This is a genomic window from [Zimmermannella] faecalis ATCC 13722 (genome assembly GCF_000381765.1).
Lineage (GTDB): Bacteria > Actinomycetota > Actinomycetes > Actinomycetales > Microbacteriaceae > Gulosibacter > Gulosibacter faecalis.
Genome location: NZ_KB907074.1, coordinates 474173 through 498946, shown reverse-complemented (window position 1 = coordinate 498946; position 24774 = coordinate 474173). Strand labels below are relative to the sequence as shown.

At 65.4% G+C, this 24774-nt stretch carries 24 protein-coding genes; 23 read left to right on the top strand and 1 reads right to left on the bottom strand.

The annotated features are described in order from the left end of the window. Nucleotides 1-16: 16 nt before the first annotated feature. The 15 genes from G328_RS0102335 (at nucleotide 17) to G328_RS0102265 (ending at nucleotide 15213) form a co-directional block, all read left to right on the top strand. Complete coding sequence (locus G328_RS0102335) at nucleotides 17-694, top strand: L-threonylcarbamoyladenylate synthase (RefSeq protein ID WP_019617739.1); 678 nt, start codon at nucleotides 17-19, stop codon at nucleotides 692-694. Next, on the top strand, nucleotides 695-1969 hold the full coding sequence (locus G328_RS0102330; protein ID WP_019617738.1) for an MraY family glycosyltransferase: 1275 nt from the start codon (nucleotides 695-697) through the stop codon (nucleotides 1967-1969). Then, on the top strand, nucleotides 1966-2442 hold the full coding sequence (locus G328_RS13815; protein WP_019617737.1) for a Cg1360 family ATP-synthase-associated protein: 477 nt from the start codon (nucleotides 1966-1968) through the stop codon (nucleotides 2440-2442). Before G328_RS0102330 ends, G328_RS13815 begins: the two co-directional genes overlap by 4 nt. 163 nt (nucleotides 2443-2605) lie before the next feature. After that, entirely contained in the window at nucleotides 2606-3403 is a 798-nt protein-coding gene (gene atpB, locus G328_RS0102320) for a F0F1 ATP synthase subunit A (protein WP_019617736.1), read from the top strand. 105 nt (nucleotides 3404-3508) lie between these two features. Then, a complete protein-coding gene (atpE, locus tag G328_RS0102315) occupies nucleotides 3509-3742 on the top strand; it encodes an ATP synthase F0 subunit C (RefSeq protein ID WP_019617735.1) in 234 nt (77 codons plus the stop codon). Between the two features lie 11 nt (nucleotides 3743-3753). Beyond that, the gene (locus G328_RS0102310) at nucleotides 3754-4326 is read left to right on the top strand and encodes a F0F1 ATP synthase subunit B (RefSeq protein ID WP_019617734.1); all 573 of its coding nucleotides are present in this window, start codon (nucleotides 3754-3756) and stop codon (nucleotides 4324-4326) included. Beyond that, nucleotides 4326-5117: a F0F1 ATP synthase subunit delta gene (locus G328_RS0102305; RefSeq protein ID WP_019617733.1), complete on the top strand. Its 792-nt coding sequence runs from the start codon at nucleotides 4326-4328 to the stop codon at nucleotides 5115-5117. Before G328_RS0102310 ends, G328_RS0102305 begins: the two co-directional genes overlap by 1 nt. Before the next feature lie 45 nt (nucleotides 5118-5162). Further along, complete coding sequence (gene atpA / locus G328_RS0102300; protein ID WP_019617732.1) at nucleotides 5163-6806, top strand: F0F1 ATP synthase subunit alpha; 1644 nt, start codon at nucleotides 5163-5165, stop codon at nucleotides 6804-6806. Nucleotides 6807-6832: 26 nt separating this feature from the next. Continuing rightward, entirely contained in the window at nucleotides 6833-7729 is an 897-nt protein-coding gene (locus G328_RS0102295) for a F0F1 ATP synthase subunit gamma (protein ID WP_019617731.1), read from the top strand. Between the two features lie 32 nt (nucleotides 7730-7761). Beyond that, nucleotides 7762-9228: a F0F1 ATP synthase subunit beta gene (gene atpD, locus G328_RS0102290; protein ID WP_019617730.1), complete on the top strand. Its 1467-nt coding sequence runs from the start codon at nucleotides 7762-7764 to the stop codon at nucleotides 9226-9228. 3 nt (nucleotides 9229-9231) lie between these two features. After that, on the top strand, nucleotides 9232-9507 hold the full coding sequence (locus G328_RS0102285; RefSeq protein WP_019617729.1) for a F0F1 ATP synthase subunit epsilon: 276 nt from the start codon (nucleotides 9232-9234) through the stop codon (nucleotides 9505-9507). Then, nucleotides 9504-10304, top strand: a complete 801-nt coding sequence (locus tag G328_RS13810; RefSeq protein ID WP_019617728.1) for a YaaA family protein — start codon at nucleotides 9504-9506, stop codon at nucleotides 10302-10304. Before G328_RS0102285 ends, G328_RS13810 begins: the two co-directional genes overlap by 4 nt. 99 nt (nucleotides 10305-10403) lie before the next feature. After that, nucleotides 10404-11237, top strand: coding sequence for a DUF5684 domain-containing protein (locus tag G328_RS16565; RefSeq protein WP_019617727.1), 834 nt, complete (start codon nucleotides 10404-10406; stop codon nucleotides 11235-11237). A gap of 113 nt (nucleotides 11238-11350) precedes the next feature. Then, the gene (locus G328_RS0102270; protein WP_019617726.1) at nucleotides 11351-12448 is read left to right on the top strand and encodes a DUF4192 family protein; all 1098 of its coding nucleotides are present in this window, start codon (nucleotides 11351-11353) and stop codon (nucleotides 12446-12448) included. Then, nucleotides 12445-15213 (top strand): FtsK/SpoIIIE domain-containing protein, encoded by a 2769-nt coding sequence (locus tag G328_RS0102265; protein ID WP_019617725.1) that lies wholly within the window; start codon nucleotides 12445-12447, stop codon nucleotides 15211-15213. Before G328_RS0102270 ends, G328_RS0102265 begins: the two co-directional genes overlap by 4 nt. On the opposite strand, the gene G328_RS0102260 is transcribed toward G328_RS0102265, so the two are convergent. Beyond that, nucleotides 15210-16217 (bottom strand): asparaginase, encoded by a 1008-nt coding sequence (locus G328_RS0102260; RefSeq protein ID WP_019617724.1) that lies wholly within the window; start codon nucleotides 16215-16217, stop codon nucleotides 15210-15212. The genes G328_RS0102265 and G328_RS0102260 overlap by 4 nt on opposite strands. A gap of 105 nt (nucleotides 16218-16322) precedes the next feature. Here G328_RS0102260 and G328_RS0102255 point away from each other — a divergent pair, with 105 nt between their 5' ends. The 8 genes from G328_RS0102255 to G328_RS0102220 all read left to right on the top strand — a co-directional run bounded on the left by G328_RS0102255 (nucleotide 16323) and on the right by G328_RS0102220 (nucleotide 24746). After that, nucleotides 16323-17654 (top strand): M50 family metallopeptidase, encoded by a 1332-nt coding sequence (locus G328_RS0102255; RefSeq protein WP_019617723.1) that lies wholly within the window; start codon nucleotides 16323-16325, stop codon nucleotides 17652-17654. A 71-nt stretch (nucleotides 17655-17725) separates the two neighbouring features. Further along, nucleotides 17726-18727 carry an AAA family ATPase gene (locus G328_RS0102250; RefSeq protein WP_026339596.1) on the top strand — a complete coding sequence of 334 codons (1002 nt, stop codon included), beginning with the start codon at nucleotides 17726-17728 and terminating at the stop codon, nucleotides 18725-18727. Further along, nucleotides 18724-19611 (top strand): DUF58 domain-containing protein, encoded by an 888-nt coding sequence (locus G328_RS0102245; protein ID WP_019617721.1) that lies wholly within the window; start codon nucleotides 18724-18726, stop codon nucleotides 19609-19611. The genes G328_RS0102250 and G328_RS0102245 overlap by 4 nt, the downstream gene beginning before the upstream one ends. Next, nucleotides 19604-20098 (top strand): hypothetical protein, encoded by a 495-nt coding sequence (locus G328_RS0102240; protein ID WP_154651502.1) that lies wholly within the window; start codon nucleotides 19604-19606, stop codon nucleotides 20096-20098. Before G328_RS0102245 ends, G328_RS0102240 begins: the two co-directional genes overlap by 8 nt. Continuing rightward, nucleotides 20089-21084 (top strand): vWA domain-containing protein, encoded by a 996-nt coding sequence (locus G328_RS13800; protein WP_019617719.1) that lies wholly within the window; start codon nucleotides 20089-20091, stop codon nucleotides 21082-21084. The genes G328_RS0102240 and G328_RS13800 overlap by 10 nt, the downstream gene beginning before the upstream one ends. Beyond that, nucleotides 21081-22121 (top strand): VWA domain-containing protein, encoded by a 1041-nt coding sequence (locus G328_RS13795; RefSeq protein ID WP_019617718.1) that lies wholly within the window; start codon nucleotides 21081-21083, stop codon nucleotides 22119-22121. Before G328_RS13800 ends, G328_RS13795 begins: the two co-directional genes overlap by 4 nt. After that, nucleotides 22114-22923 carry a tetratricopeptide repeat protein gene (locus tag G328_RS15615; RefSeq protein ID WP_019617717.1) on the top strand — a complete coding sequence of 270 codons (810 nt, stop codon included), beginning with the start codon at nucleotides 22114-22116 and terminating at the stop codon, nucleotides 22921-22923. The genes G328_RS13795 and G328_RS15615 overlap by 8 nt, the downstream gene beginning before the upstream one ends. 59 nt (nucleotides 22924-22982) lie before the next feature. Beyond that, nucleotides 22983-24746 carry a proline--tRNA ligase gene (locus G328_RS0102220; RefSeq protein WP_019617716.1) on the top strand — a complete coding sequence of 588 codons (1764 nt, stop codon included), beginning with the start codon at nucleotides 22983-22985 and terminating at the stop codon, nucleotides 24744-24746. The last annotated feature ends 28 nt before the right edge of the window (nucleotides 24747-24774 follow it).

Here is a 24774-nt window from a genome sequence, read left to right as displayed (position 1 = left end):
TAGACTCACGGGTGATATGCCTGACGTCTATGACCTCTCCTCGCCGCAGCGCCTGCTCGTCGGCATGCGCGAAGCGCGCGCCGCACTCGGCCTCGGCGACGTCATCGTGATGCCCACCGACACGGTGTATGGCATCGCCGCGAATGCGTTCAACGCCGAGGCAGTCACGAAGCTCCTCGAGGCGAAGGGCCGCGATCGCACTTCGCCGCCGCCCGTACTTGTCGCCGATAACGCGACGATTGATGCGCTCGCAAGCGAGGTTCCCGACGAGATTCGGGAACTCGTCGCGCGGTACTGGCCAGGGCCCCTCACCGTCATCCTTCCCGCACAGCCGAGCCTCCAGTGGGACCTCGGCGAGACCCACGGCACGGTTGCGTTGCGGATCCCCGACAACGAGTACGCGCGCGAACTCCTCCGGGAAACCGGCCCCCTCGCGGTGTCGTCGGCGAACCGGCACGGTGAGCCCGCGCCGAACAACGCCGCGGACGCGGTCGAGCAACTCGGAGAGAAGGTCCGGATCTTCCTCGACGCAGGGACCGTCGGGGGAGCGGCGTCAACGATCGTCGACGCGACCGGGCTTACCGCGGCCGAACGGTTTCCGGCACGCATCGTTCGCGCCGGTGCGCTCTCGCGAGACGCGATCGCCGAGGTGCTCGGCGAGTTGCTCGAGCCCGAACAAGGGACGTCGAGCTAGGTGCTCTTCTACGCGAGGGTCATCATCATCGCCGCGGTGCTGGCCTTTTTCGCCTCGTGGCTGATCTACCGACTCGCGATGCGGTTCCGCTGGTATCCCTCGATTCGAGAACGCGACGTACACACGACGCCCAAGCCGCGGCTCGGTGGCATCGCGATGTACTTCGCGCTGCTGATTACGCTCGCCATTGCCTCGCAGATCAGCTGGTTTCAACTGGTGTTCGCGAACCCCACGCGCGTGTGGGGCATCATTGGCGCCGCGACTCTCATCGTTGTCGTCGGGGTGATCGATGACATCGTCGATCTTGACTGGATGATCAAGCTCGCGGCGCAGATCGTCTCGGGCCTGATTCTCGCGTTCTCCGGTGTCGCGATTACGTCATTGCCGATCGGCGGGCTCACCGTCGCGTCACAGTGGATGTCGGTCTTCATGACGGTGCTCGCGGTCGTGCTGGTCATGAACGCGGTGAACTTCATCGATGGCCTTGACGGTCTCGTCGCCGGGGTTGCGATCATCGCGGGCGGGGTGTTCCTGCTCTACAGCTACTTCCTCACCGAATCGCTCTCGTCGAGCCGATTCACGCTCGCTGCACTGCTCTCGGCCCTGGTAATTGGCGTGTGTGCGGGATTCCTCCCCTGGAACTGGAACCCATCGAGAATGTTCATGGGAGACTGTGGCGCGCTGCTGATCGGCCTACTCATGGCGGCATCAACGATCGCCGTGACGGGCGAGATCGACCCGAGCATCGTGAGCCGGGATGCGCTCATGCCAGCATTCCTGCCGCTGCTGCTGCCCTTCGCCGTGCTCGTTGTTCCGCTCGTCGACTTCATCCTGGCGGTCGTGCGCCGCATCACAGCGGGCAAGTCGCCGTTCTCGGCCGATCGCAAGCACCTGCACCATCGATTGCTCGACATGGGGCACACCCAGCGTCGTGCCGTGCTCATCTTCTACGCGTGGGCCACCGTCGTGGGTATGGCGGCATTGCTCGCGTTCCTCGTGCAGCCGATTTGGATCGCGGTCGTATTCCTCGTGCTCGGCATGATCGTCTGCTCGATCCTCACCATCTCGCCGCTCTCGCAACGCAAGCGCCTCGAGGTGGAGGCGCAGCGCTCGCCCGAGACCGATGATGACGCCTTCGACCCCCTCGACGAGCTCGGCGTTCGCCAGTCCGACCGCGCCCGGGCGGCCGCGCCCGCGCCGGTGGCGCTACGGCACCGTATCCGTCGCCTCCTCAGCCCGCGCCCGAACCCCCACCGCGATCAAGGAAAATCATGACGAACACCACCAACACCCCAACGAGCGTTCCGGTGATGAAGCGAGTGCTCAAGTGGTCACTCTTGCTCACCCTCGCAATCGCTGTTGTCGGCGGGATCACGGGCTATCTCGTTGCGGGCTTCCCCGGCCTGTGGTCGGCGCTCGTCGCCGCCGGTGTCACGCTGCTGTTCACCGGCCTCACGGTGCTTTCGATCATCCTCGCGGCGCGGTTCGACCCGATGTTCTTCATCGCGGTGATTCTCGGCATGTGGCTGCTCAAGTTCGTTGCGTTTCTTGGCGTCCTCGCCCTCGTCAAGGCGTTCGACTTTACGCACGACTGGGTGCTCTGGAGCACCATGATGGCGGCCATGGTTGGGCAGCTCGCGATCGACGTGATCGTGGTACAGCGCAGCCGCCAGCCGTACGTGAGCGATGTCAAGCTACCGGGCGAGGCGAACGAGGCAGAAAATGGCGGTGAATCGCCCTCCGCGTGAGTGTGGCGGGTTCAATTTATTGCTACAGTAATCAGGTCGGATTACGCCGGTTGCCCATCCGCTGGCACAACGTCGTAAATCCACCGTCAACCGCCGCTCGACTGCGAGTTTGAGTCGTGCCCCGAGACAGGAGAACCCTCTGTACGCTACGGCCCTGAATCTGATGACGGGAATTTCGCTGGCTGCTGGCGATGAGGGTTTCCACGCCCCGAACGTCGACGAGGAGTTCTTCCCGCCGGCACTCTGGTTTGACGGCACCGTCTTCGAGATCAACCGGGTGATCCTGGTTCGGCTAATCGCAATCGCGATTCTCTTGCTGCTGTTCTGGATTGCGCTCCGTCGGCCGAAGCTCGTTCCCACGAAGCTGCAGTCGATTGTCGAGATGGGCGTCAGCTTCGTGCGCGACGGCATCGTCTACGACATGCTCGGCGAGCGGATCGGCAAGAAGTACCTTCCGTACATCCTCGCGGTGTTCTTCGGTGTGCTGTTCATGAACCTTACGGGTGTCACGCCGTTCCTCAATATCTCGGGCAACGCGCTGCTCGGCATGCCTCTCACCTTCGCGGTGTGCACCTACATCGCGTTCATCTACGCGGGTATCCGTGAGGCCGGCGCCGGCACGTTCTTCAAGAACGCACTGTTCCCGTCGGGTGTGCCGTGGCCGCTGTACATTCTGCTGACGCCGATCGAGCTTGTGAACACGTTCATCGTGCGCCCCGTATCGCTCGCGCTTCGTCTCATGCTCAACCTCATGGTCGGCCACCTGCTGCTCGTGCTCTGCTTCTCGGCGACCGCGTTCTTCGTGGGCATGCTCAATGCCTGGACGGCCATGGGTGCGCTGACGCTGTTCGGCGGCTTCTTCATGACGATCGTCGAGCTCCTGGTCGCAGTGCTGCAGGCCTACGTGTTCGCCCTGCTCACGACGAGCTACATCCAGCTTTCGGTCGCCAAGGAGCACTAGCCCCAGGGCTAGCGCGTAGCGCGAACGATTCCCCAGTAAATCTCCAACTGAACACCGACTGATCGCGCCACCCTGGCTCGATATTCCAACCGGAAGGAAACCCCTGTGGACAACACCACACTCGCCGAGATCTCGGGCAACATTGCCACTGTTGGCTACGGCCTCGCTGCAATTGGCCCCGGTATCGGCATCGGTATCGTCGCCGGCAAGACCGTCGAGGCGATGGCACGTCAGCCCGAAATGGCTGGCCGTCTCCAGACCACGATGTTCCTCGGCATCGCGTTCACCGAGGTGCTTGCCTTCATCGGCATCGCAACCCCGTTCATCTTCGGTAGCTAAGGCACTTCCACATGGGCATCATGAATTACGGACCTGCCCTCGCGCAGGTCGGCGGAGACTCGTTTGGGTGGGACCCCGCCCTGCTGCTCCCCGCCAGCTACGACATCTTCTGGTCGCTAGTCGTGCTCGTGGTGCTCCTGCTGTTCTTCTGGAAGTTCGTCCTTCCGCAGCTCAACAAGATGCTCGACGAGCGTGCCGCCAAGATCGAAGGCGGCATGGAGAAGGCAGCCGCCGTGCAGGCGGAAGCCGACGCTCGCCGAGACGAGTACGAAAAGCTGCTGGCTGACGCCCGCACCGAGGCCGCTGAGATTCGCGAAAAGGCACGCGCCGAAGGCGAATCCATCAAGGCCGAGAAGAAGCAGGAGACGCAAAACGAGCTCGACCGCATGACGAAGTCGGCGAAGGAGCAGATCGAGGCAGAGCGCCAGTCGGCCATTGTCTCGCTGCGCCAGGAAGTCGGCACGCTCGCGATCGACCTCGCTTCGGGCGTCGTTGGTGAAAACCTCTCTGACGATCAGCGCTCGGCGGCATACGTCGACCGCTTCCTGAGCGAACTTGACGAGACGGCGGGGACCAACCGCTGATGCGCACCGCAACCAAGCACGCCCTTGAGGCGGTGAACCGCGAGGTTGACCGGCTTACGGCCGCCGACGCCGATTCGGCTCGCAGGCTCTTCGACGTGGCCCTCGCGATCTCGTCGAACAAGCAGCTCGCCGGCGCACTCGTCGACCGCAGCGCCGACGCGACAGCAAAAGCCGCGCTCGCCCGGCGCGTGTTTGGCGAGCGCATCGGAATTGGCGCCACGAACGTACTCGAGGTCGCCGTCTCGCAGAAGTGGGAGTCTGACGCGCAGCTCGTCGTCGCGATCCAGGACGCCGGCATTCGTGCCGTCGCCCAGGTCAGTGGCGCACACGAGCGCATCGGCGCTGAACTCGACGCGTTCCTCGAGGCGATTTCGTCGAACGGAGAACTCGAGCTCGCACTCGGTTCGCGGCTCGCTCGTGGCGAGGGCAAGGTGGCGCTCATCGAGCGTCTCTTCGCGCACAGCCTGAGCGCCGAGACGATGGACGTCCTCCGCTCGCTCGTTACGCTGCCGAGCCGGAAGCGCATTCGTCGCCTTACCACGAACGCCCGCGAGAGCGTGGCCGATCAGGCTGGTCGCCGGGTCGCGACCGTCACGGTGGCCCGGGCTCTGCCCGAGGCACAGCTCGAACGGCTTCGCCTCGCACTCGCAAAGCGTTTCGGCCGCGACGTCGCTGTCAACCAGGTCATCGACCAGTCGGTCGTCGGCGGAATGCGCGTTGAGTTCGGTGACGAAGTCATCGACGACACCGCGGCTGCCCGCCTGAAGAATCTTCGTCTGCAGCTCGCCTAGCAGCGCATCGAACGCGGGGCGACGCCCCAACGACAAGGGAAGAACATGTCAGAACTTACGATCAATCCGGAGGAGATTCGCAGCGCGCTGAGCGACTTTGCGAACTCTTACCGCCCGCAGGGCGCCGAGGCCACCGAGGTCGGCACCGTGATCTCGGCTGCCGATGGTATCGCCCGCATCGAGGGCCTTCCCTCGACCATGGCGAACGAGCTGCTGCGCTTTGCCGACGGCACTCTCGGCCTCGCACAGAACCTTGAAGAAGACCAGATCGGTGCCATCGTGCTCGGCCCCTTCGGCGGCATCGTCGAGGGCATGGAAGTCACGCGCACTGGCGAGGTGCTCTCGGTGCCTGTCGGCGAGGGCTACCTCGGCCGTGTCGTCGACCCGCTCGGTGAGCCCCTCGACGGACTCGGCGAGATCACCGGCATCGAGGGTCGTCGTGCGCTCGAGCTGCAGGCGCCGGGCGTTATGGCCCGTCAGTCGGTTGAGGAGCCCCTCGAGACCGGCATCAAGTCGATCGACGCGATGATCCCGGTTGGCCGTGGCCAGCGTCAGCTGATCATCGGTGACCGCCAGACCGGTAAGACGGCGATCGCGATTGACGCGATCATCAACCAGAAGGCGAACTGGGAGTCGGGCGACCCCTCGAAGCAGGTGCGCTGCATCTACGTCGCAATCGGCCAGAAGGGCTCGACCATTGCCTCGGTGCGTGGCGCCCTCGAAGAGGCTGGCGCCCTCGAGTACACGACGATCGTGGCTTCGCCCGCGTCGGACCCCGCCGGCTTCAAGTACCTGTCGGCCTACACCGGTTCGGCCATCGGCCAGCACTGGATGTACGGCGGCAAGCACGTCCTCATCGTGTTCGACGACCTGTCGAAGCAGGCCGAGGCGTACCGTGCCGTGTCGCTGCTGCTGCGCCGCCCGCCGGGGCGCGAGGCGTACCCCGGTGACGTGTTCTACCTACACTCGCGCCTGCTTGAGCGTTGCGCGAAGCTTTCCGACGAGCTCGGTGCGGGCTCGATGACCGGTCTGCCGATCATCGAAACCAAGGCGAATGACGTCGGTGCCTACATTCCGACCAACGTGATCTCGATCACCGACGGCCAGATCTTCCTGCAGTCCGACCTGTTTCTCGCGAACCAGCGCCCGGCGGTCGACGTCGGTATTTCGGTTTCGCGTGTCGGTGGTGCGGCGCAGAAGAAGCACATCAAGAAGGTCTCGGGAACGCTGAAGATCGACCTCGCGCAGTACCGCGACCTGGCGGCATTCTCGATGTTCGCATCCGACCTCGACGACGCGACCAAGCGTCAGCTCGAGCGTGGTGCTCGACTCACCGAGCTGCTGCGTCAGGGCCAGTACAACCCGTACCCGATCGAGGAGCAGGTCGTTTCGATCTGGGCCGGCACGAACGGCAAGCTCGACAAGATCGAGGTCTCGGACGTGCTTCGCTTCGAGCAGGAGCTGCTCGACTACCTCAAGCGGAACACGGATGTGCTCGACCGCCTGCGCACCTCGGGCAAGCTCGAGGATGAGACCGTTGCCGCCATGGAGAAGGGCATCGACGACTTCGCAGCGATCTTCCGCGGCTCCGACGGCAAGGGCATTGGTGCGCCCGGCCGTGAGGAGTTCGATGCTGCCGACGCCGAGGACGTGAACCAGGAGCAGATCGTCCGCGGTAAGCGCAAGTAGTCGGCACCGAGAGCTAGAGGAGAACCATGGGAGCACAGCTTCGCGAGTACCGGGCCCGCATTAAGTCGGCCCAGACGATGCAGAAGGTCACGAGTGCCATGGAGCTGATCGCGACTTCGCGCATCAGCAAGGCTCGCCGACGCATGGAGGAGTCGAACCCGTACGCGCGTGCGGTCACGCAGGCCGTTTCGGCCGCCGCCACGTACGCCGACATCGATCACGTGCTGCTCAATGAGCACGCCGACGTTCGTCGCGCGGCAATCGTGGTGTTCACGAGCGACCGCGGCCTGAACGGCGCGTTCTCGAGTGGCGTGCTGAAAGAGGCGGAGGAGCTCGCTCGCCTGCTGACCGACCAGGGCAAGGAAGTCACCTACTTCCTCGTTGGTCGCAAGGCGGTCGGCTACTTCACCTTCCGTTCGCGCTCGTACGAGCAGGAGTGGACCGGCACGAGTGAGAAGCCCGAGTTCGGCACCGCGCGCGAGATCGGCAAGGCGCTCGTCGAGCGCTTCACCGCCGATCACGCGGATGGTGGCGTGCAGGAGATTCACTTCATCTACAACCGGTTCGTGAACATGGTCTCGCAGGAGCCCACGACGGTGCGGTTGCTGCCGCTCGAGGTGGTTGAGGGCGACGCCGAGCAGTCGGGTATGGAAGACCTCTTCCCGCTCTACGACTTCGAACCCGACCCCGCAACGGTGCTCGACGCGCTGCTGCCGGTGTACATCGAGGCTCGCCTGTTCAACGCAATGCTGCACTCCGCAGCGAGTGAGCAGGCCGCACGCCAGCGCGCCATGAAGGCCGCATCCGACAATGCCCAAGAACTGGTACGTGACTACACCCGACTCGCGAACAACGCGCGTCAGGCCGAGATCACGCAGCAGATTAGCGAGATCGTGAGCGGCGCGGATGCGCTCGCTTCCTAACCCGCGCTGAACACGAAGAAAAGGACATCCACATGACGACGAACGCGACGTTCGCAGAGTCCACGGCCCCCGCGGCCGCGGGCGTCGGTCGCATCGCTCGAATTACGGGCCCGGTGGTCGACATCGAGTTTCCGCACGACGCGATGCCCGGCATCTACAACGCCCTGAAGACCCAGGTCAACATGGGTGACGAGAGCTTCGAGCTGACGCTCGAGGTTGCTCAGCACCTCGGTGACGACCTCGTGCGCGCCATCGCGATGAAGCCGACTGACGGCCTCGTTCGTGGCCAGGAAGTCACCGACACCGGCGGGCCCATCACGGTGCCCGTTGGCGACGTGACCAAGGGCAAGGTCTTCAACGTGACCGGTGACGTGCTCAACGACTCGATGATCAACGAGCCGTACGAGATCACCGAGCGCTGGCCGATCCACCGCGAGCCCCCGGCCTTCGACCAGCTCGAGTCGAAGACCGAGATCTTCGAGACCGGTATCAAGGTCATCGACCTTCTCACCCCGTACGTGCAGGGTGGCAAGATCGGCCTCTTCGGTGGTGCCGGTGTCGGCAAGACCGTGCTCATTCAGGAAATGATCACGCGTGTCGCCCAGGACCACGGTGGCGTTTCGGTGTTCGCCGGTGTTGGTGAGCGCACCCGTGAGGGCAACGACCTCATCTACGAGATGGAAGACATGGGCGTGCTCGACAAGACCGCCCTGGTCTTCGGCCAGATGGATGAGCCGCCGGGGACGCGTCTGCGCATCGCCCTGACCGGCCTCACCATGGCCGAGTACTTCCGCGATGTGCAGAACCAGGACGTGCTCCTGTTCATCGACAACATCTTCCGCTTCACGCAGGCCGGTTCGGAGGTGTCGACCCTGCTCGGTCGCATGCCTTCGGCCGTGGGCTACCAGCCCAACCTCGCTGACGAGATGGGTATCCTCCAGGAGCGCATTACGTCGACGCGCGGCCACTCGATCACCTCGCTGCAGGCGATCTACGTGCCCGCCGACGACTACACCGACCCGGCTCCCGCCACGACGTTCGCGCACCTCGACGCGACGACGGAGCTTTCGCGTGCGATCGCGTCGCGCGGCCTGTACCCGGCCGTCGACCCGCTTGCCTCGACGAGCCGCATCCTCGACCCGCAGTACGTCGGCGACGACCACTACCGGGTTGCGACCGCGGTGAAGCAGATTCTGCAGAAGAACAAGGAACTCCAGGAGATCATCGCGATCCTCGGTGTTGACGAGCTCTCTGAAGAAGACAAGATCACCGTTTCGCGCGCGCGGCGCATCCAGCAGTTCCTTTCGCAGAACACCTACACCGCGATTCGCTTCACGGGTGTTGAGGGCTCAACCGTGAGCATCAAGGACTCGGTTGAGGGCTTCGACGCGATCGTCAAGGGTGACTTCGATCACGTTCCCGAGCAGGCGTTCTTCAACGTCGGCGCGATCTCGGACGTCGAGGAGAAGTGGGCCAAGATGCAGAAGGAAATGGACTAACGCATGGCCAACTCCGCAAACCCGCTGCAGGTGACCGTCGTCTCGGCGACGGCCACCGTGTGGGAGGGGCAGGCTAGCCAGGTCATCGCGAAGACCTCCGAGGGTGAGATCGGTATTCGTGCCGATCACACCCCGGTGCTCGCGATCCTCGCCGACGGCAACGTCCGCGTGAGCACGAACGACGGGAAGCAGGTGCGCGCGCATGCCGCCGACGGCTTCCTCTCGGTCGCAAACAACGTGGTGACGATCGTCGCCGGTGAGGCGTCCATCGTCGAGTGACCTCCCGATTCCTCGTGCTGTTGCCGCCGTCCGAAACCAAATCGGACGGCGGCAATCGCCGTCTCAACAAGAAGTTCCACTGGCCCGAGCTCGATCCGGTACGCGCGCAGGTGCGCGACGACCTCGTCGAGCTGTCTCGGGGCAACCCTGACACCGCGCGCGCCGCACTGAAGATCTCGCCGAAGCTCGCCGAGACCGAACTCCGCCGCAACCGCGAACTCAGCGATCCGCTGCGCAAGCCGGCCGTTGAGCGCTATACCGGCGTGCTCTACGACGCGATCGATGCACCGTCGCTCGACCCGGCTGCTCGAGCCTGGCTCGATACGCACGTGATGATTCATTCCGCCCTCTACGGGCTCGTCGCGGCATCGGACCCGATCGCGGCGTATCGGTTGTCGCATGACTCACGCCTGCCGGGTACCCCGCTCAAACAGCGCTGGCGCGGGCACATCGCCACCGTGCTTCGGCAGCACCACGGGCCGATCCTCGACCTGCGATCGAAGGGATACGTCGGGCTTGGGCCGATCGACGCCGCGCCAGATCGCGCGTGGGGCGATGTGCGTGAACGGCTCGCCGACGGGTCGACACGGTCGCTCAACCACTTCAACAAGCAGTCAAAGGGACTCCTCGTGCGGCATCTCGCTGAGCGGCTCGCGGGCCAACGCGAGGTGACGTCGCTTAATGATGTCGCCGAGGCTCTGACGGGGTTCGTGGAGTTCAAACCCGCCGATAGTGGTGTTGTCACGATTATCCGGGGCTCGGCGGCGACAACTGGCCCGTCGGTGGAGACCGCGTAACACTCGAGTCGTCACTTCTGCTCAGACCTCGCGTGGCGAACCGCGGCCGGGCTAGTGTGAGCCGGTACGTGACGAATCGCACATAAGGAGCGCGACCTCATGGATTACAGCTATAACGCCTACGTCGGCCTCTCCGCCGGCGTGGTGATCGGCAGTCTGCTCTTCGGCCTCATCATTTACGCCATCGTTGCGTTCTTCATGATGAAGGTGTTCGAGAAGATGAACATCGAACCCTGGAAGGCGTGGGTGCCCCTCTACAACTACTGGGTCTTCCTCGAAGCCGGCGGTAACCCCGGTTGGCTGTGCCTGCTCATGTTCGTCCCCGTCGGCCAGCTCGTCGCGGTCGTGTTCATGGCAATCTCCGCCTACCGAATTGGTATCGGCTTCCGCAAGGAGGGCGCGTGGGTTGTCCTCTGGATCTTCCTCTCGGCCGTGTGGCTCGCCATCATTGCGTTCGACAGCTCGAAGTGGCGTGGCCTGCCCGACGGCGCCGTCGCTGGCCCTTCGGCTGCGGGCGCGAACCAGGGCGTGCAGCCCTACTCGAGCGCCGCATCGTACGGCCAGCCCGCGGGCTACCAGCAGGCGCCGCCGCAGCCCGGCTATGGCCAGCAGCCCGGGTACGGCCAGCAGCAGGGCTATGGTCGGCAGCCCGGGTACGCCCAGCAGCAGAGCTACGGTCAGCAGCAGGGCTACGGCCAACAGCCGGCTGGCAGCCAACACGGCCAGTACCCCGCGCCTGGATATGGGCAGCAGCCGGCGCAGTCGCCGCAGCAGGGCCAGGGTCAGCAGCCGGGCCAAGACCCGTACGCGCAGCGAAGCCAGAACTCCTATGGACAGGCACCGCAGTCCGGGCAGCCGCAGCAGCCGGGCACCTCGTCTGACGGTAACGAGAACCCCTACGCCGGCCCGTACAACCCGAACAACTCGCAGTAGCGATTTAGGAACCGCGCATTCGAGTTATCCCCAACGGAGCATCTCGAAGTCGCTCTCCACAGAATTGTGGGCCCGTCAGCATCGTGCTGGCGGGCCCCTCTACGTTTTCCGGCATGACAACCCCACGCATCCTCTCGTCCATCCCAAGCCTCCTCCAAACCGTTCCCGAACTGCTCGGCTACGAACCGAGCGAGTCGCTCGTGATCGTGCCGCTCAGTGCCAACCACGGTGGTGCGATGATTCGTGTCGACCTGCCCGACGATCCCACGTCGCCCGAGACCGAAGACGAGTATTGCCGCGTCGTCCTCGACCACGTGCTTCGGCTCGGCGATGTTGACGCTGTGTTCTTTGCGGTGTTTACGTCGCGACCGCAGTCTCCCGCGGTGCCACCCTTCACACGCACCCTCTCGCAGCTCGCATTCCATGCGAAGCGTGCGGGCATTGAGGTGATCGGCGGCGCCTGCGTTGCGTCTGACGGTTGGTGCGAGTACTGGGGAAACGGGGCTGGCCCCCGCGACGAGGTGGCATCCGCGCTCGCCGGGGTTATCCCCGAGGACGTCACTGCGGCATCGCGTATCGAGCCGGCAAGCGACCACGACCGCGCTCGGGTGGCGGCAATCGTTGCGGAACAACAACGTCTCGCCGAAATCACCGACGACGAGGTGCTCTGCGCCTGGAACGTGTACATCGACGGCGCGAACTGGCTTGATCCCGAGTACGAGCCGATTCTCATCGCACTCATCGCGCGAGGGCTCGAACGTCTCCGAACCCTCGAACTCCTCGTGGCGAACGGGGTATTTGGGAGCGACACCGCGGATCGTGTTGAGGCGGCCTGGCTCGATCTCGCCGACCATATGATCGATGCTGAGCTGACGGGGATCACGGAGGTGTTTGCCGACGTCGTTCCCGCTGACCTTGACCGCACCGACCGGGCCGCGGCGGCGCTGCGGACGGTTGCGAGTCACCTCGATGAGCGGGCGACTCGCGGCGCTCTCGCAGCGCTCGCGTGGCTGCACTGCTGCTCAGGCAGAGCATCCCTCGCCGCCGAATACGCCCTGCGCTGCCTTCGCTTCGGTCACCACCCGCTCGCCGCGAACGTGCTCGAACGGGTTGATGAAGGCTACGTTCCGGGGTGGATCCAGGGCGCAAGCTGTGTCGGGCCCGTTCGCGACGATGAGATCGATCGACTGCTCGAGGAACGTGGTCAGTGATCGAGCTTGCGGAAACTCCGGCGGAACTCCACGAACCAACGATCGCGCTGCCAGAACTTCCTCGGCGCGAAAAGCCGGGTGGGTTTCCCTTTGTCATGGTGATCGCGCCAGTGATTGTCGCGCTGGTGCTGTTCGCGGTGCTGCGGAGCCCGTATGTGCTCATCTTTGCGGTGTTCGGGCCCGTCCTCGGGATTGCCAGCGTCATCGACCAGCGGGTTGGTGCCCGTCGGCGGTATCGACGGGCGCTCGAGGACTACGAGGGGGAGCTTGAGCGGAGCCGTGCCGAGATCGCCGCGGCGCACGAGCGCATCCGTCGGCGGGCACGCACGCAGGCACCGCTCGCACGCGACATTGTGCGGGGAGCACGCTGTGCGACCGGACTCACCCTCGGCGTGACCTCGGTGGTGGGGTCGTTGCGGACGAGCGGAAATCACGCTGAGCTCGCCCGGCATGCGCTCATCGTCGACCGGATGCCGCACACAGTGACGGCATCGGCCGTGGTGGTGCGGGGAGGCGGTGCCGAATTCGCCTCGGTCACACGGGCGGTCGCGGTGAGCCTCCTCGCACCGGATCCGTCGGCTCGGTTCGCGGTCGTGGGGGAGCGCCTCAGCGGGCTACGTGCCGAACTGGCCCGGTCAGGTATCGAGATTTGCGACCCAGAGGAGGCAGAGGTGCTCCTCGCGGATGTCGACGCCCAAGGGCGGGCGCACATGGATCGGCACGAGGAGATCGTTCATGTGAAGCTTGACGGCGATGGTGAGGCCTCGGTGACTGACGCCGACGGCACCATCACGCGGATAGCGCCGGCGCAACTCGGTGCCCCGGAATTCGAGGAGTGGCTCGCGAGCGTCGCCGAGGCGCAGGCGTCGCGGCATCGGGCAGAGCGTGCGTTGCCGAGTGAGTGCTCGCTGTCGGACGTGCTCGGACAGGGAAAAGCTGGACCCGGGTGCGCAACGTTTCTCGTCGGGGTTTCAGGTGGGCGCGCGGTCGACCTCGTGGCCGATGGCCCGCACGCAGTCATTGGAGGCACGACCGGGAGCGGTAAGAGCGAGCTGCTTGTCTCGTGGGCGGTCGCGCTTGCGGCGGAGCACACGAGCTCGGAACTCGTACTGCTCTGCCTCGACTTCAAGGGTGGCGCCACCTTTGACGCCATCGCAGCCCTGCCGCACTGTACTGGCATCGTGACCGACCTCGATGGCGACGAGGCGGTGCGTGTGGCAGAGGGACTCCGCGCGGAACTGCATCGCAGGGAGGCACGCCTTCGGGAACTCGGCCTTCGGGAAATCCCGCGCGATGATGTGGCCGACGGAATACCCCGGCTCGTCGTATTCATCGACGAATACCAGGCTCTGGTGCATGCGCACCCTGAGCTGCAGGAGGTCGTGGCTGACGTTGCGGCCCGTGGACGCAGCCTTGGCATACACCTCGTGCTCTGCACGCAGCGTCCGACAGGGACGTTTCGCGAGGAACTCCTCGCGAACGCGGCGATTCGCGTGTGCCTTCGCGTCGAACTCATCAGCGACTCGAACACCCTGCTCGGCGTTCCGGACGGTGCGAAGCTTGATCGCCAGACACAGGGGCGCGCACTCGTGCGAGTCGGAGGAGGGATGCCCGAACGCGTGCAAGTCGCCCGCTGCCCCGACTCACTGATCTCGAAGTTGGCTGCTGTCGAAGCACAACGGCTTCGGGCGGCGGGGGCCGCACCGCCGCGGCGTATTTGCCAGCCACCGCTCCCGTTCGTGCTTCCTCGCCAGTCGGCAGAACCCACGGCGCTGGAGCTCACGTTCGGGCTCACCGATCTGCCCGAGCAACAAGTACAGCGGCCCGCGCTTCTCCGCGCAGGTGAACAACTGTTTGTGCTCGGCACGCGCGGCTGCGGCCGAACGACGACCGTGCAGACCCTTGCGGAGGCGGCACGAGATTCTGACTGGTCGGTCACTGCCGTGCCCGCGGATCCGGAGCTAGCCTGGGATGCCATCGCCCGGCTCACGGTCGACGCCGAGTGCGGCCCCGCCCTCGTGCTTTTCGACGATTTCGATCTGCTCGAGCAGCGCTTTGACGACGAGCACAGGGCCGTGCTGCTCGAACGAGTGCAGCTCCTGCTCCGCTCCGGCGGCGCCACATCCCGCAGCTGCGTCTTCACTTCTCGCCGAACGAGCGGGCAATTGCTGCGCGTGCAACAGCAGTGTGACCGCACACTCCGGCTCGCCCACACCAACCGGAACGACTGGATACTCCAGGGAGGAGAAGCGAAGCATTGGCAGTCGTCGCTCCCGCCGGGGCGGGGACGGCTCGAGGGAACTCTCGTACAGGTCGCGATGCCTCGAGAACCCGGCCTCCAGCGAGCAGATTCGATTGACTGGCTCCCGTTCGACATTGGGGAGGGGCCCGTTGCCGTTGTTGCCCGGCGAACCGGAGCATTGCGCGCGAGCTGTATCGATCGCGGTATCACCATCGAGCCGCCTCCGACTGCCGCAACCCTCCGCGAGGCAGCCCCGACCGGACACGTGCTGCTCGGCGATGTCGAGCAGTGGCTCGGAGCCTTTGGCTCGCTTGGCCGAATCAGCGAACAGCGCCCGGTCATTGTGCTCGGCGCGACGCCGGGGGAGTGGCGAAGCCTGTTTCGGGCAGATCCGCTCCCACCAGCGCTTGCCAATTCTGACAGTCGCGGCCTGCTCCGCCATCCGGACGGGCGACTCGAGCGCTTGCTCGTGCGTAACGGCGTGCCGGTGGGTGTGCAGAAGACAGCCCTCGCGAGCAGCTAGAAGGTTGTGGGTACGTCGCTTCCCAGCAGGATGCTCCCGACTGGCGCGCCGCCACCGAGCACCTCGAGACGCAGCGAAGGAAGCACGCGCTGCGCGTCGTCGGCGGCAATTGCACCGGCGGCAAGCAGTAGCTGCAGACCGACGAGCATGCTCGCGCGATTCGATCCGTCGAGCATCTTCACCGCGACCGAGGTGCCGTCGGGCGCGACGAGCACCTGCACGCCCTCGGCGCCCGACTTTGCGAGCACCCCGAGCTGTTCGATCACGACCGAGTCGGCCCGCCCCGCACCCTGAACCGTCCAAGGATGCGCGAGCTGCGCATCCCAGACATGAGCCGCATTTCGGAAGATCGCGAACGGCGATGAGGCCTGCGACGTTGCGAATCGTGACATCGCGCGGGCCAGTCCGACGAGTGAAATCGCGAACACGGGCGCGCCGCAACCGTCGACGGCGGTGGCGCGAACCTGCTCGCCGGCGAAGCGCGCGACCGTGTCGGCGACGAGGCGCTGGAGCGGATGGTCGGCCTGCAAGTACGACTCGGTGGGCCAGCCCGAGGCGGTGCATGCCGCGAGGAACGCTGCGTGCTTCCCCGAGCACTCCAGATAGATTGCGGCCGACGCCTCTCCGGAACGCACGAGCGAGTCACGACTCGCTCGGTCACCTGGCCACGCGGCGGGACACTGCAGCTTGCGCTCGTCGAGTCCTGCCCGCGCGAGGACGTCGCGCACGAGCGCGACGTGACCGGGAGTTCCGATGTGACTCGCGCACGCGATCGCGAGGTGCTCGCCATCGAGCGAGGCACCGGCCTCGAGCGACGCGAGCGCTTGCAGCGATTTCAGTGAGGAACGAGGAAACACCGCGGCCTCGGGGCTTCCGAGCGAGAACAGGACCTCACCCTCGCGGCCGGTGACGACCGCACTGCCAAGGTGTCGCGATTCCACAAACCCGTTGCGAGTCACCACTGCGAGCTCGGCCGCCGCATCCCCCGTGAACGTGCCGGTCACAACTGGCCTCCTTGATGCGCAAGCGATCTCTCTAACCCGGCCATGTTACGCGTTCCCCGGTTCCAAGCAGGAGCCGAGTGGTTGCGGGGGTTAGGCTTCTCGGTCGTGACTGGAATCGTGCTCTTCATCATCGGGATCCTCGCCGCACTCGTCGGCCTTGGGCTCTCGATCGCGCTGCACGAACTCGGGCACCTGTTCTTCGCGAAGCGATTCAACGTGCGCGTACCCCAGTACATGATCGGGTTCGGCCCGACCCTGTGGTCGTTCCGGCGCGGGGAGACCGAATACGGTTTCAAGCTGCTGCCGCTCGGCGGCTATATCTCGATGATCGGCATGTACCCGCCCGCACCCGGGCACAAGGCCGAGGCCGCCGGAACGGGGATGTTCAGTCGGCTGATTCAGGACGGTCGCGAGGCGAGCGCCGAAACGATTCCGGCGGGCGAAGAACACCGCGCGTTCTATCGACTGTCGGTGTGGAAGCGGCTCCTCATCATGTTCGGCGGGCCGATCATGAACTTCATCCTCGCCGCCATCATCTTCTCGATCGTTGCCGTCGGCTTCGGCGTGTATCAGCCCACGACGACCGTGAGCGAGGTCTACCGCTGCGTCGTGCCCGCGGGGTCGACGGAATCTGCTGACGACTGCACCGAGGCATCACCCGCAGCGGAGGCGGGCATCGAGCCCGGCGACCGCATCACCGAGCTCGATGGTGCGCCGCTGAGCGGCTGGGACGAGCTGCAAGCGAAGATCCGGGTGTCATCAGGCGTTCCGCTTGAACTCACGGTCGTCCGCGGCGGCGAAACGCTCCAGCTGCAGGTCACGCCGCGCCCCAACGAAATCTACGTCGTCGACGACGCGACGGGCCGCATCGTTGAAGATGACGCCGGCAACCCCGTGACGACCACGGTCGGCTTCGTCGGCTTCACCGCCGCGATGGAGCGTCAGCAGCAGGGCATCGGCTTTGTCGGTGAGATGTACTGGCAAAACATCTCCGGCGTCGCGAACGTGATCGTGACGATGCCCGAACGCGTCGTGCAGATGTTCCAGGCCGGATTCCTTGGCGCGGAACGCGACCCCTACGGGCCGATGAGCGTCGTTGGTGTGGGCCGAATCACCGGGGAGGTCGTCGCGCTTGAGGACACCCCGGTGCTTGACCGGGTCGCGACCGTGCTCACGATTGTGGGGTCGCTCAACGTGATGCTCGGCGTCCTTAACCTCGTGCCCTTGCCGCCACTCGACGGTGGGCACATCGCTGCTGCCCTGTGGGATGGCCTACGCCGCTGGTGGGCGCGGGTGCGCGGCAAGCCCGACCCTGGGCCGTTCGACGCGGCAAAGCTGCTCCCGGTCACGATCGTCATGGCGGGCGTGCTCATGGTCATCGGCGCACTGTTCATCTTCACTGACATCGTGAACCCGATCAGCCTCTTTTCTGAGTAGCGATGTCATCGCCGAGGACGCCCCAGGGGACGACTCGGGTCGGACGCGGGGCGTGGAAATCGGTGCGTACGATGGCCTGCATGACTGCATCCCCCCGGATCTCGCATGACGAGCTCGCCCGAGCGTACGATCTCACCGGCAAGATCGGCACGGCACTCGAATCCAGGGTGGTGGGGCAGGACCGCCTCCGGCAGACGCTGCTGATCGGGCTGCTCACGGGCGGGCACGTGCTGCTCGAATCGGTGCCGGGTCTCGCGAAGACGACGGCGGCCGAAACGCTCGCCGCATCGCTCAACGGCGAGTTCAAGCGCATCCAGTGCACGCCCGACCTGCTGCCGAGCGACATCATCGGCACCCAGGTGTACGACGCCGTCGAGGCGCGCTTCGAAACGCGCCTCGGGCCCGTGCACGCGAACGTCGTGCTGCTTGACGAGATCAACCGGTCGAGCGCGAAGACCCAGTCGGCGATGCTCGAGGCGATGCAGGAGCGCCAGACGACCATCGGCGGCAAGCGCTACCCGCTGCCGAGCCCCTTCCTTGTCATCGCAACGCAAAACCCGATTGAGCAGGAGGGCACGTACATCCTCGCCGAGGCACAGCTTGACCGGTTCATGCTGAAGGATGTGCTCGACTACCCGCAGCCGCACGAGGAGGCCGAGGTGTTGCGCCGCATCGACGCGGGCGTGTTCACCGAGGGGCTCAGCCACGTCGCCGAGCTCGATGACGTGCTGCAACTGCAGGAGCTCACCCGACGCGTCTACATCGACCCCGCGATCACCGAATACATCGTGTCGATCGCCTACGTCTCGCGGCACGTCGATCAGTACCTCGTGCCCGAGCTCGCGCGGCTCGTCGAGGCCGGCGTCTCACCACGCGCGTCGATTAACTTCACGGCGGGTGCGCGGGCGGTCGCGCTGCTCGCGGGCCGTGACCACGTGATCCCCGAAGACGTGCGTTCGCTTGCGTACCGCATCCTTCGCCACCGGGTGCTGCTCGGGTTCGAGGCGGAGGCGACCGGCGTGAAGCCGGAACGTGTGATTGACGCACTCCTGCAGGCGGTTCGCACTCCGTGACCGAATCGCTCCTCACCCGAGTGAAGACCCGCCTGTTCCTTCGGGCGCGGCGACGCGCGACGCACCTGCTCGAGGGCCAGTACGCGGCGATTCACCGGGGGCGCAGCATGGACTTCGACGACCTGCGCGAGTATTCGCCGGGCGACGAGGTCGCCGACATCGATTGGAACGCGACCGCACGGTCGGGTACGACGCTCGTGCGGCGGTGGGCCGACGAGCGCCGCAACCGGCTCTGTCTCGTCGTGGACTCCGGTCGCAACATGGCGGCAAGCTCGGCGGGCGGAGACACGAAGCGCGACATCGCAATTATGGCGGCCGGCGCCCTCGGCTATGTCGCCGTGCGGCATGGCGACGAGGTCGGGGTCATCACCGGAAACGCCGATGGCGTGCAGCGGTTGCCGTTCCGCGCGACCGAGGCGGCGCTCGAGCGTGGCCTACGAGCGATCGCCGATCCGGTCGCCCTCGATGGCGCTCGAAGCGACCTGCTTGGACTCCTCGAGCGGGTTCGAATCTCGCTGAAGCAGCGGATGTTCGTCGTTGTGATTGCCGATGAGGTGCAGCTCGACGAGCGGCTGCGGATACAGCTGGGGGCACTCGCTGCGGCGCACGAGCTCATCTGGCTGGAGATAGGCGACGCCGATCCGTTCGGGGCCGACGGCCGTACGACGAGCTATGACGTGGCCGGCGACTGGACCATGCCCGCGTCGCTCGCCCGTTCGCCGCGGCTCCGGGCCGAACTCGCTTCGGCTGCGCGGGAGCGCGACGCAGAACTTCGCAATGAGCTTGAGCGACGAGGCGTCTCACACACCCGACTCGAGCGGATCGACGACGCGGTACCTCGCATTCTCGACCTGTTGCGGGCGAGGAGGCACTCCCGTGTCTAGTTTCGCGGCTCAGGATGCGCCGACCCTGCCGGGTGAGGTGATGCCCCTCGTCGGGTACAGCCCGTTCTGGCTGCTCGTGGGGATCGCGCTCATCGTGCTCGTGCTTGTGTACTACGTCCTTGCATGGGCATTCACACGAGAACGAGGGGAGCGAGTCGAGGCAACGCCGGAGCACGAAGTTGACCTTGCGGACGAGCGACGCACCGCCTTCGCCCGCCTCGATGAGATCGAGCAAGCCGTTGCCGCCGGCCGCCTCGACGATCGCACCGCCTACGAACACATCAGCGTCACGGTACGCGAGTTCGTCGCCGAGGCGACCGGCGTGCCAGCCGACCATATGACGCTGACCGAGCTTGCGACGACCGAGCTCTACGGCACGACGCGAACGGTGGCGCAGCTGTACCCCGGCATCTTCGCGCGGGATGCGCAGCGGAACGTCGCAGCGGCGACGCACGACGCGAGGCAGGTGATTTCGGGATGGAACTAGCGTTCTGGTGGCTTCCCGTCGCGGTCGTCGTGCTCGTCGTCGCCCTGGTTGTCGGGGGCTGGTGGTGGAGCCGCCTTCGGCCACGGCCGACAACGGCGATCGCGAACTCGCAACGACTCACCGACCTCCCCGGCTACCGTCGGGCGCTCACCCGAGCGAGCCTGCTGACGGGCGTGACCGCGGTCGTACTCGCGCTCGTGCTCGCTACGGCAACGATGACCGCGGCACGGTGGGTGTACACCCGCGTCGAGACTCCCGAGAAGTACAACCGCGATATCGTGCTCTGTCTCGACGTCTCGGGGTCAATGACCGAGTACGACGCGCGGGTGATCGACCGCTACCTCGAGATGCTGCCCGGCTTCGACGGCGAGCGCATGGCGCTTGTCCTCTGGAACTCCTCGGCGGTGCCGGTCTTCCCTCTCACCGACGACTACGAGTTCGTCGAAGATCAGCTCACGCAGGTGCGCGACGCGATGCAATCGCAGACCGGGTCGGCCGTGTATACGTCGGGCACTCTCAACCGGCCCGGTGCCTCACTCGTCGGCGACGGGCTTGCGTCATGTGTCATGCAGTTCCCAGGGGCCGAGCCCTCGTCAACCGAGCCGCCCGTCGACGACGGGCGATCACGGTCGGTGATCCTCGCGACCGACAACGTCGTGAACGGCTCGCCATCGGTGTCGCTCGAGCAGGCGGCGAACTATGCCCGGGAGAACTTCATTACTGTGTACGGGCTCGACGCGAACGAGTACGACGACGCGTTCGCCGCCGAGTACGAGGGGGTCATGGAAAGCAACGAGTTCCCGTACTTTCCACTCACAGAAGAGGACTCGGTCGATGAGATCGTCGACGCCATTACGAGCGAACAGACAAGCCTGATTCAGGGAGCCCCGCAGCTGTACATCATCGACCGGCCCGATTTTTGGCTGTGGGGAATGATCATCGGCGTGCCGATCTTCCTCGTGTGCGTTCGGAGGCTGCGGATATGACCTTCAATCCAATGCTGCCGGTATGGCTGCTCGTCGCGTTCGGCCTGCTACTTGTTGGCTATGTCATGTTCGCCCTGGTTCGGGCGGAGGGGCGAGCCCGCCTCATGTGGGTCGGCCGGCTCGTGCTCGTGCTCGCGCTGGTCGGTGCGATCGCGCGACCCGGCGTTGGCTCGGTGGCAGCGAACGTAGCGAACGACGCGGTTGATGTCGTGTTCGTGGTCGACACGTCGCCGTCGATCGCCGCAGAAGACTGGGACGGCGGTGAGATGCGCCTCGACGCGGTGAAAGACGATATTGCGGAGCTTGCGGCGGCGCATCCCGGCGCACGGTACGCGCTCATCACGTTTGGGCGTACCGCGGTGCAGCGGCTTCCGTTCACGAATGACGCGACGGCGCTGCAAGAGTCGGTCAACCAGCTCGCTCCGGATGACGCGTACTACGCGATGGGGAGCTCGCCGTTCGCGGCGGCCGACCTGCTCGAGGAAGTACTGCAGGGTGCGGCCGACGCCGACACGAAGGGCGAACGGGCGCGACTTGTGTACTACCTCGGTGATGGGGAAGACACGGGCGGTGATCGTCCGCTCGACTTCTCAGATTCGGCGACGCTCATCCAAGGGGGCAGTGTGCTCGGCTACGGCACCGAGGCCGGTGGCCGGATGCGCGCATACGACGAGTACGGGCGCGATTACGGCGACTACATTTACGACACCAGGACGTACGAAGACGGTATCTCGGTGATCGATGAGGGGAACCTCGACGACATCGCCCAGCAGCTGCGCGTGCGCTATCAGCACCGCGACGCGAATGCCGACCTGGAACCCGCGACCGTCGACGTTGCGCGCGGGGTGATGAGCTCCGACGCGGCAAATCGCATGACCTTCCCGATCTACTGGGCATTCGCCGCTGTGGCCGTGGCCTGGCTGCTCTTCGAGGCGTTCGTGCTGACACGATCAGGGCGACAGCTGCGCGACGCGATCGAAGACCAGGATGCGCGCGATGACGCACGTCGAGCTGCGGAGGAGGCGCGAAATGGCTGAGACCGACGACAACATCGTCGAGCGGCGTACCGTCGCACGCTCAACCCGAACCGCCGGCACCGGCGGAACTGCTGTGTCGTCCGCTCGGCGTCGACGCCGACTCCGGCGGCACCTGCTGCTGTGGAGCCTGCCGATCGCCATCGTGCTGTTGCTGACCTCGGCGAAGCTGATCGCGCAACACGTCATTGCCCAATCCGCGATCTCGCAGTACGCGAGCGGTGACTACGAGCAGGCGCTCAACACGTCGGGCCAGCTGAAGTTTCTCAACGTGGTCGAGCCGTGGAAACCCTTCTACAACATGGGCACGAGCTACCTCCAGCTCGAGGCGCTGCCCGAGGCGCAGGAACAACTGCGCGCCGCCCTCGATCTCGCGACTCCGCCCGAGCAGTGTCCGATCCGCGCGAACCTTGCGATCGCGATTGAGCGGGAAGGCGACCTCGCGCTCGAGGCCGAGGATGCCGACACGGCGATGGCGAAGTACGGGGAGGCGCTCGGGGTGCTCGAAGAGGCTGACCCGTCGTGCGAGCTGTCGACATCGAACCGGTCGATCACCGATAGCGACGAACGAATTCGGCAGAAGCTTGAAGAACTGCAGCAGCCGGAGGACGGCGAGGGCGGTGATGGCGACGAGCAGCAAGATGGGAATGATGGCGATCAAAAAGACCCGGATGCGAGCCCAGACCCCGACTCACTCGATGAGCTGGAAGACGGCATGGGGGAGAACCAGGAAGATCGTCGGAACGACGTCGACAACGAAGAGAACGGCTACGGTGGCGGCAGCCAGCCCGATCAGCCCTGGTAACCGGAGCAACCGCACCAGCGCGGTCTGCGAAGACGGCGGCGGTCGGGTGCCGGGGTACGATGGCCGACGTGATTCAACGTCTGTCGAACTACTTCCTTCGCACGCTGCGCGATAACCCTGCCGACGCCGAAGTCGCGAGCCACCGCCTGCTCGTTCGTGCGGGGTATATCCGCCGCCAGGCCCCCGGTATTTTTGCGTGGCTCCCGCTCGGCTTGCGGGTGCGTCGTCGCGTCGAACAGATCGTTCGGGAAGAGCAGAATCGGGCTGGCGCTCAGGAGATGCTGTTCCCCGCGCTGCTCCCACAGGAGTTCTACGAGACGACCGGCCGCGTCGACGACTATGGCGATGGGATGTTCCACCTCCGCGATCGCAAGGACGCCGAGATGGTGCTTGCCCCGACACACGAGGAGGCATTCACCTTCGCGGTGAAGGACCTCTTCTCGTCGTACAAGGACCTCCCGGTCATGCTGTATCAGATTCAGGACAAGTATCGCGACGAGGCGAGGCCTCGCGCCGGAATCCTGCGCGGCCGTGAGTTCACGATGAAGGACGCCTACTCGTTCGACTGGAACGACGAGGGTCTCGACGCGAGCTACCAGTCGCAGCGCGACGCGTATGAGCGCATCTTCTCGCGACTCGGCCTCGACTACGTCATCGTCGCGGCCGACTCGGGCGCGATGGGCGGTTCGAAGTCGGAGGAGTTCTTGCACCCGACCGAGGTCGGCGAGGACACCTTCGTGCGTACCGCCGACGGGAGCTACGCGGCGAACGTCGAAGCCTATACCGCAACTCCGGCTCCGGCACGGGATGCGTCGAGCGACCCGGCGGTCGAGGTCTTCGCGACCCCGAACGCCGGCACAATCGCGGCGATTTGCGAGCAAGAAGGCATCACGGGCGACCAGACGCTAAAGAATCTGGTCGTCGCACTCGTCGACCACGAGGGCAACCGCGAGCTCGCAATCGTCGGCCTGCAGGGCGACCGCGATGTCGACATGAAGCGGCTTGAGGTGGCATTCTCGCCGCGCGAGGTCGAGGCAGCGACCGAGGCCGACATGGCTGGGCATCCCGAGCTGATTCGCGGCTACATCGGGCCATGGAAAAACGGTGCCCAGTTCCTCGGTGAGGAATCGACCACGGGCATTCCGTACTACCTCGACACCCGAATCGGCGACGGGTCGACCTGGGTAACGGGCGCGAACGAGTTCGAACAGCACGTGCGCCACCTCGTGTACGGCCGTGATTTCACGGCCGATGGTCGGGTGGAAGCCGCCGAGGTGCGTGACGGCGACCCCGCTCCGAACGGCGCCGGTCCGATCACTGCGGAGCGTGGCACCGAGATCGGGCATGTCTTCCAGCTTGGCCGCAAGTACGCCGAAGCGATCGGTGCGAAGGTGCTCGACCCGAACGGCAAGCAGGTCGTCGTGACGATGGGGTCGTACGGCATCGGCGTGACGCGAAACCTCGCTCTCATCGCAGAACAAAACCACGATGACCGCGGGCTCATTTGGCCGGAGTCGATCGCTCCCTTCGACGTGCACGTGATCGCGACCGGCAAGGGCGAGGTGCCGCTGCAGGTGGCGGAGCGTCTCGCGCTCGATGCTGAGGCGCACGGGCTTGAGGTGCTCTTCGACGATCGTCCGAAGGAGTCGCCCGGCGTGAAGTTCGGCGACGCCGAGCTGATTGGTGTGCCGTGGATTCTCATCGCCGGAAAGACCGCAGCTGACGGCATTGTCGAGCTGTGGAACCGTCGCACGAACGAGCGCGAACAGGTGTCGCTCGACGACGCCGTCGCGACGCTCGTCGCTCGCCGTGCGGTAGGATAGTCGCTTCCGGCGCGCGAGCGCCGTGAGA

Bases quoted from the DNA above. Each gene is read 5' to 3' on its own strand.
- G328_RS0102285 (WP_019617729.1), top strand. From the start codon at position 9,232: ATGGCCAACTCCGCAAACCCGCTGCAGGTGACCGTCGTCTCGGCGACG.
- atpD (WP_019617730.1), top strand. From the start codon at position 7,762: ATGACGACGAACGCGACGTTCGCAGAGTCCACGGCCCCCGCGGCCGCG.
- G328_RS0102305 (WP_019617733.1), top strand. From the start codon at position 4,326: ATGCGCACCGCAACCAAGCACGCCCTTGAGGCGGTGAACCGCGAGGTT.
- G328_RS13800 (WP_019617719.1), top strand. From the start codon at position 20,089: ATGGAACTAGCGTTCTGGTGGCTTCCCGTCGCGGTCGTCGTGCTCGTC.
- G328_RS0102310 (WP_019617734.1), top strand. From the start codon at position 3,754: ATGGGCATCATGAATTACGGACCTGCCCTCGCGCAGGTCGGCGGAGAC.
- atpA (WP_019617732.1), top strand. From the start codon at position 5,163: ATGTCAGAACTTACGATCAATCCGGAGGAGATTCGCAGCGCGCTGAGC.
- G328_RS0102335 (WP_019617739.1), top strand. From the start codon at position 17: ATGCCTGACGTCTATGACCTCTCCTCGCCGCAGCGCCTGCTCGTCGGC.
- G328_RS0102295 (WP_019617731.1), top strand. From the start codon at position 6,833: ATGGGAGCACAGCTTCGCGAGTACCGGGCCCGCATTAAGTCGGCCCAG.
- G328_RS15615 (WP_019617717.1), top strand. From the start codon at position 22,114: ATGGCTGAGACCGACGACAACATCGTCGAGCGGCGTACCGTCGCACGC.
- G328_RS0102220 (WP_019617716.1), top strand. From the start codon at position 22,983: ATGGCCGACGTGATTCAACGTCTGTCGAACTACTTCCTTCGCACGCTG.
- G328_RS13795 (WP_019617718.1), top strand. From the start codon at position 21,081: ATGACCTTCAATCCAATGCTGCCGGTATGGCTGCTCGTCGCGTTCGGC.
- G328_RS16565 (WP_019617727.1), top strand. From the start codon at position 10,404: ATGGATTACAGCTATAACGCCTACGTCGGCCTCTCCGCCGGCGTGGTG.
- atpB (WP_019617736.1), top strand. From the start codon at position 2,606: ATGACGGGAATTTCGCTGGCTGCTGGCGATGAGGGTTTCCACGCCCCG.
- G328_RS13815 (WP_019617737.1), top strand. From the start codon at position 1,966: ATGACGAACACCACCAACACCCCAACGAGCGTTCCGGTGATGAAGCGA.
- G328_RS0102250 (WP_026339596.1), top strand. From the start codon at position 17,726: ATGGCCTGCATGACTGCATCCCCCCGGATCTCGCATGACGAGCTCGCC.
- G328_RS0102270 (WP_019617726.1), top strand. From the start codon at position 11,351: ATGACAACCCCACGCATCCTCTCGTCCATCCCAAGCCTCCTCCAAACC.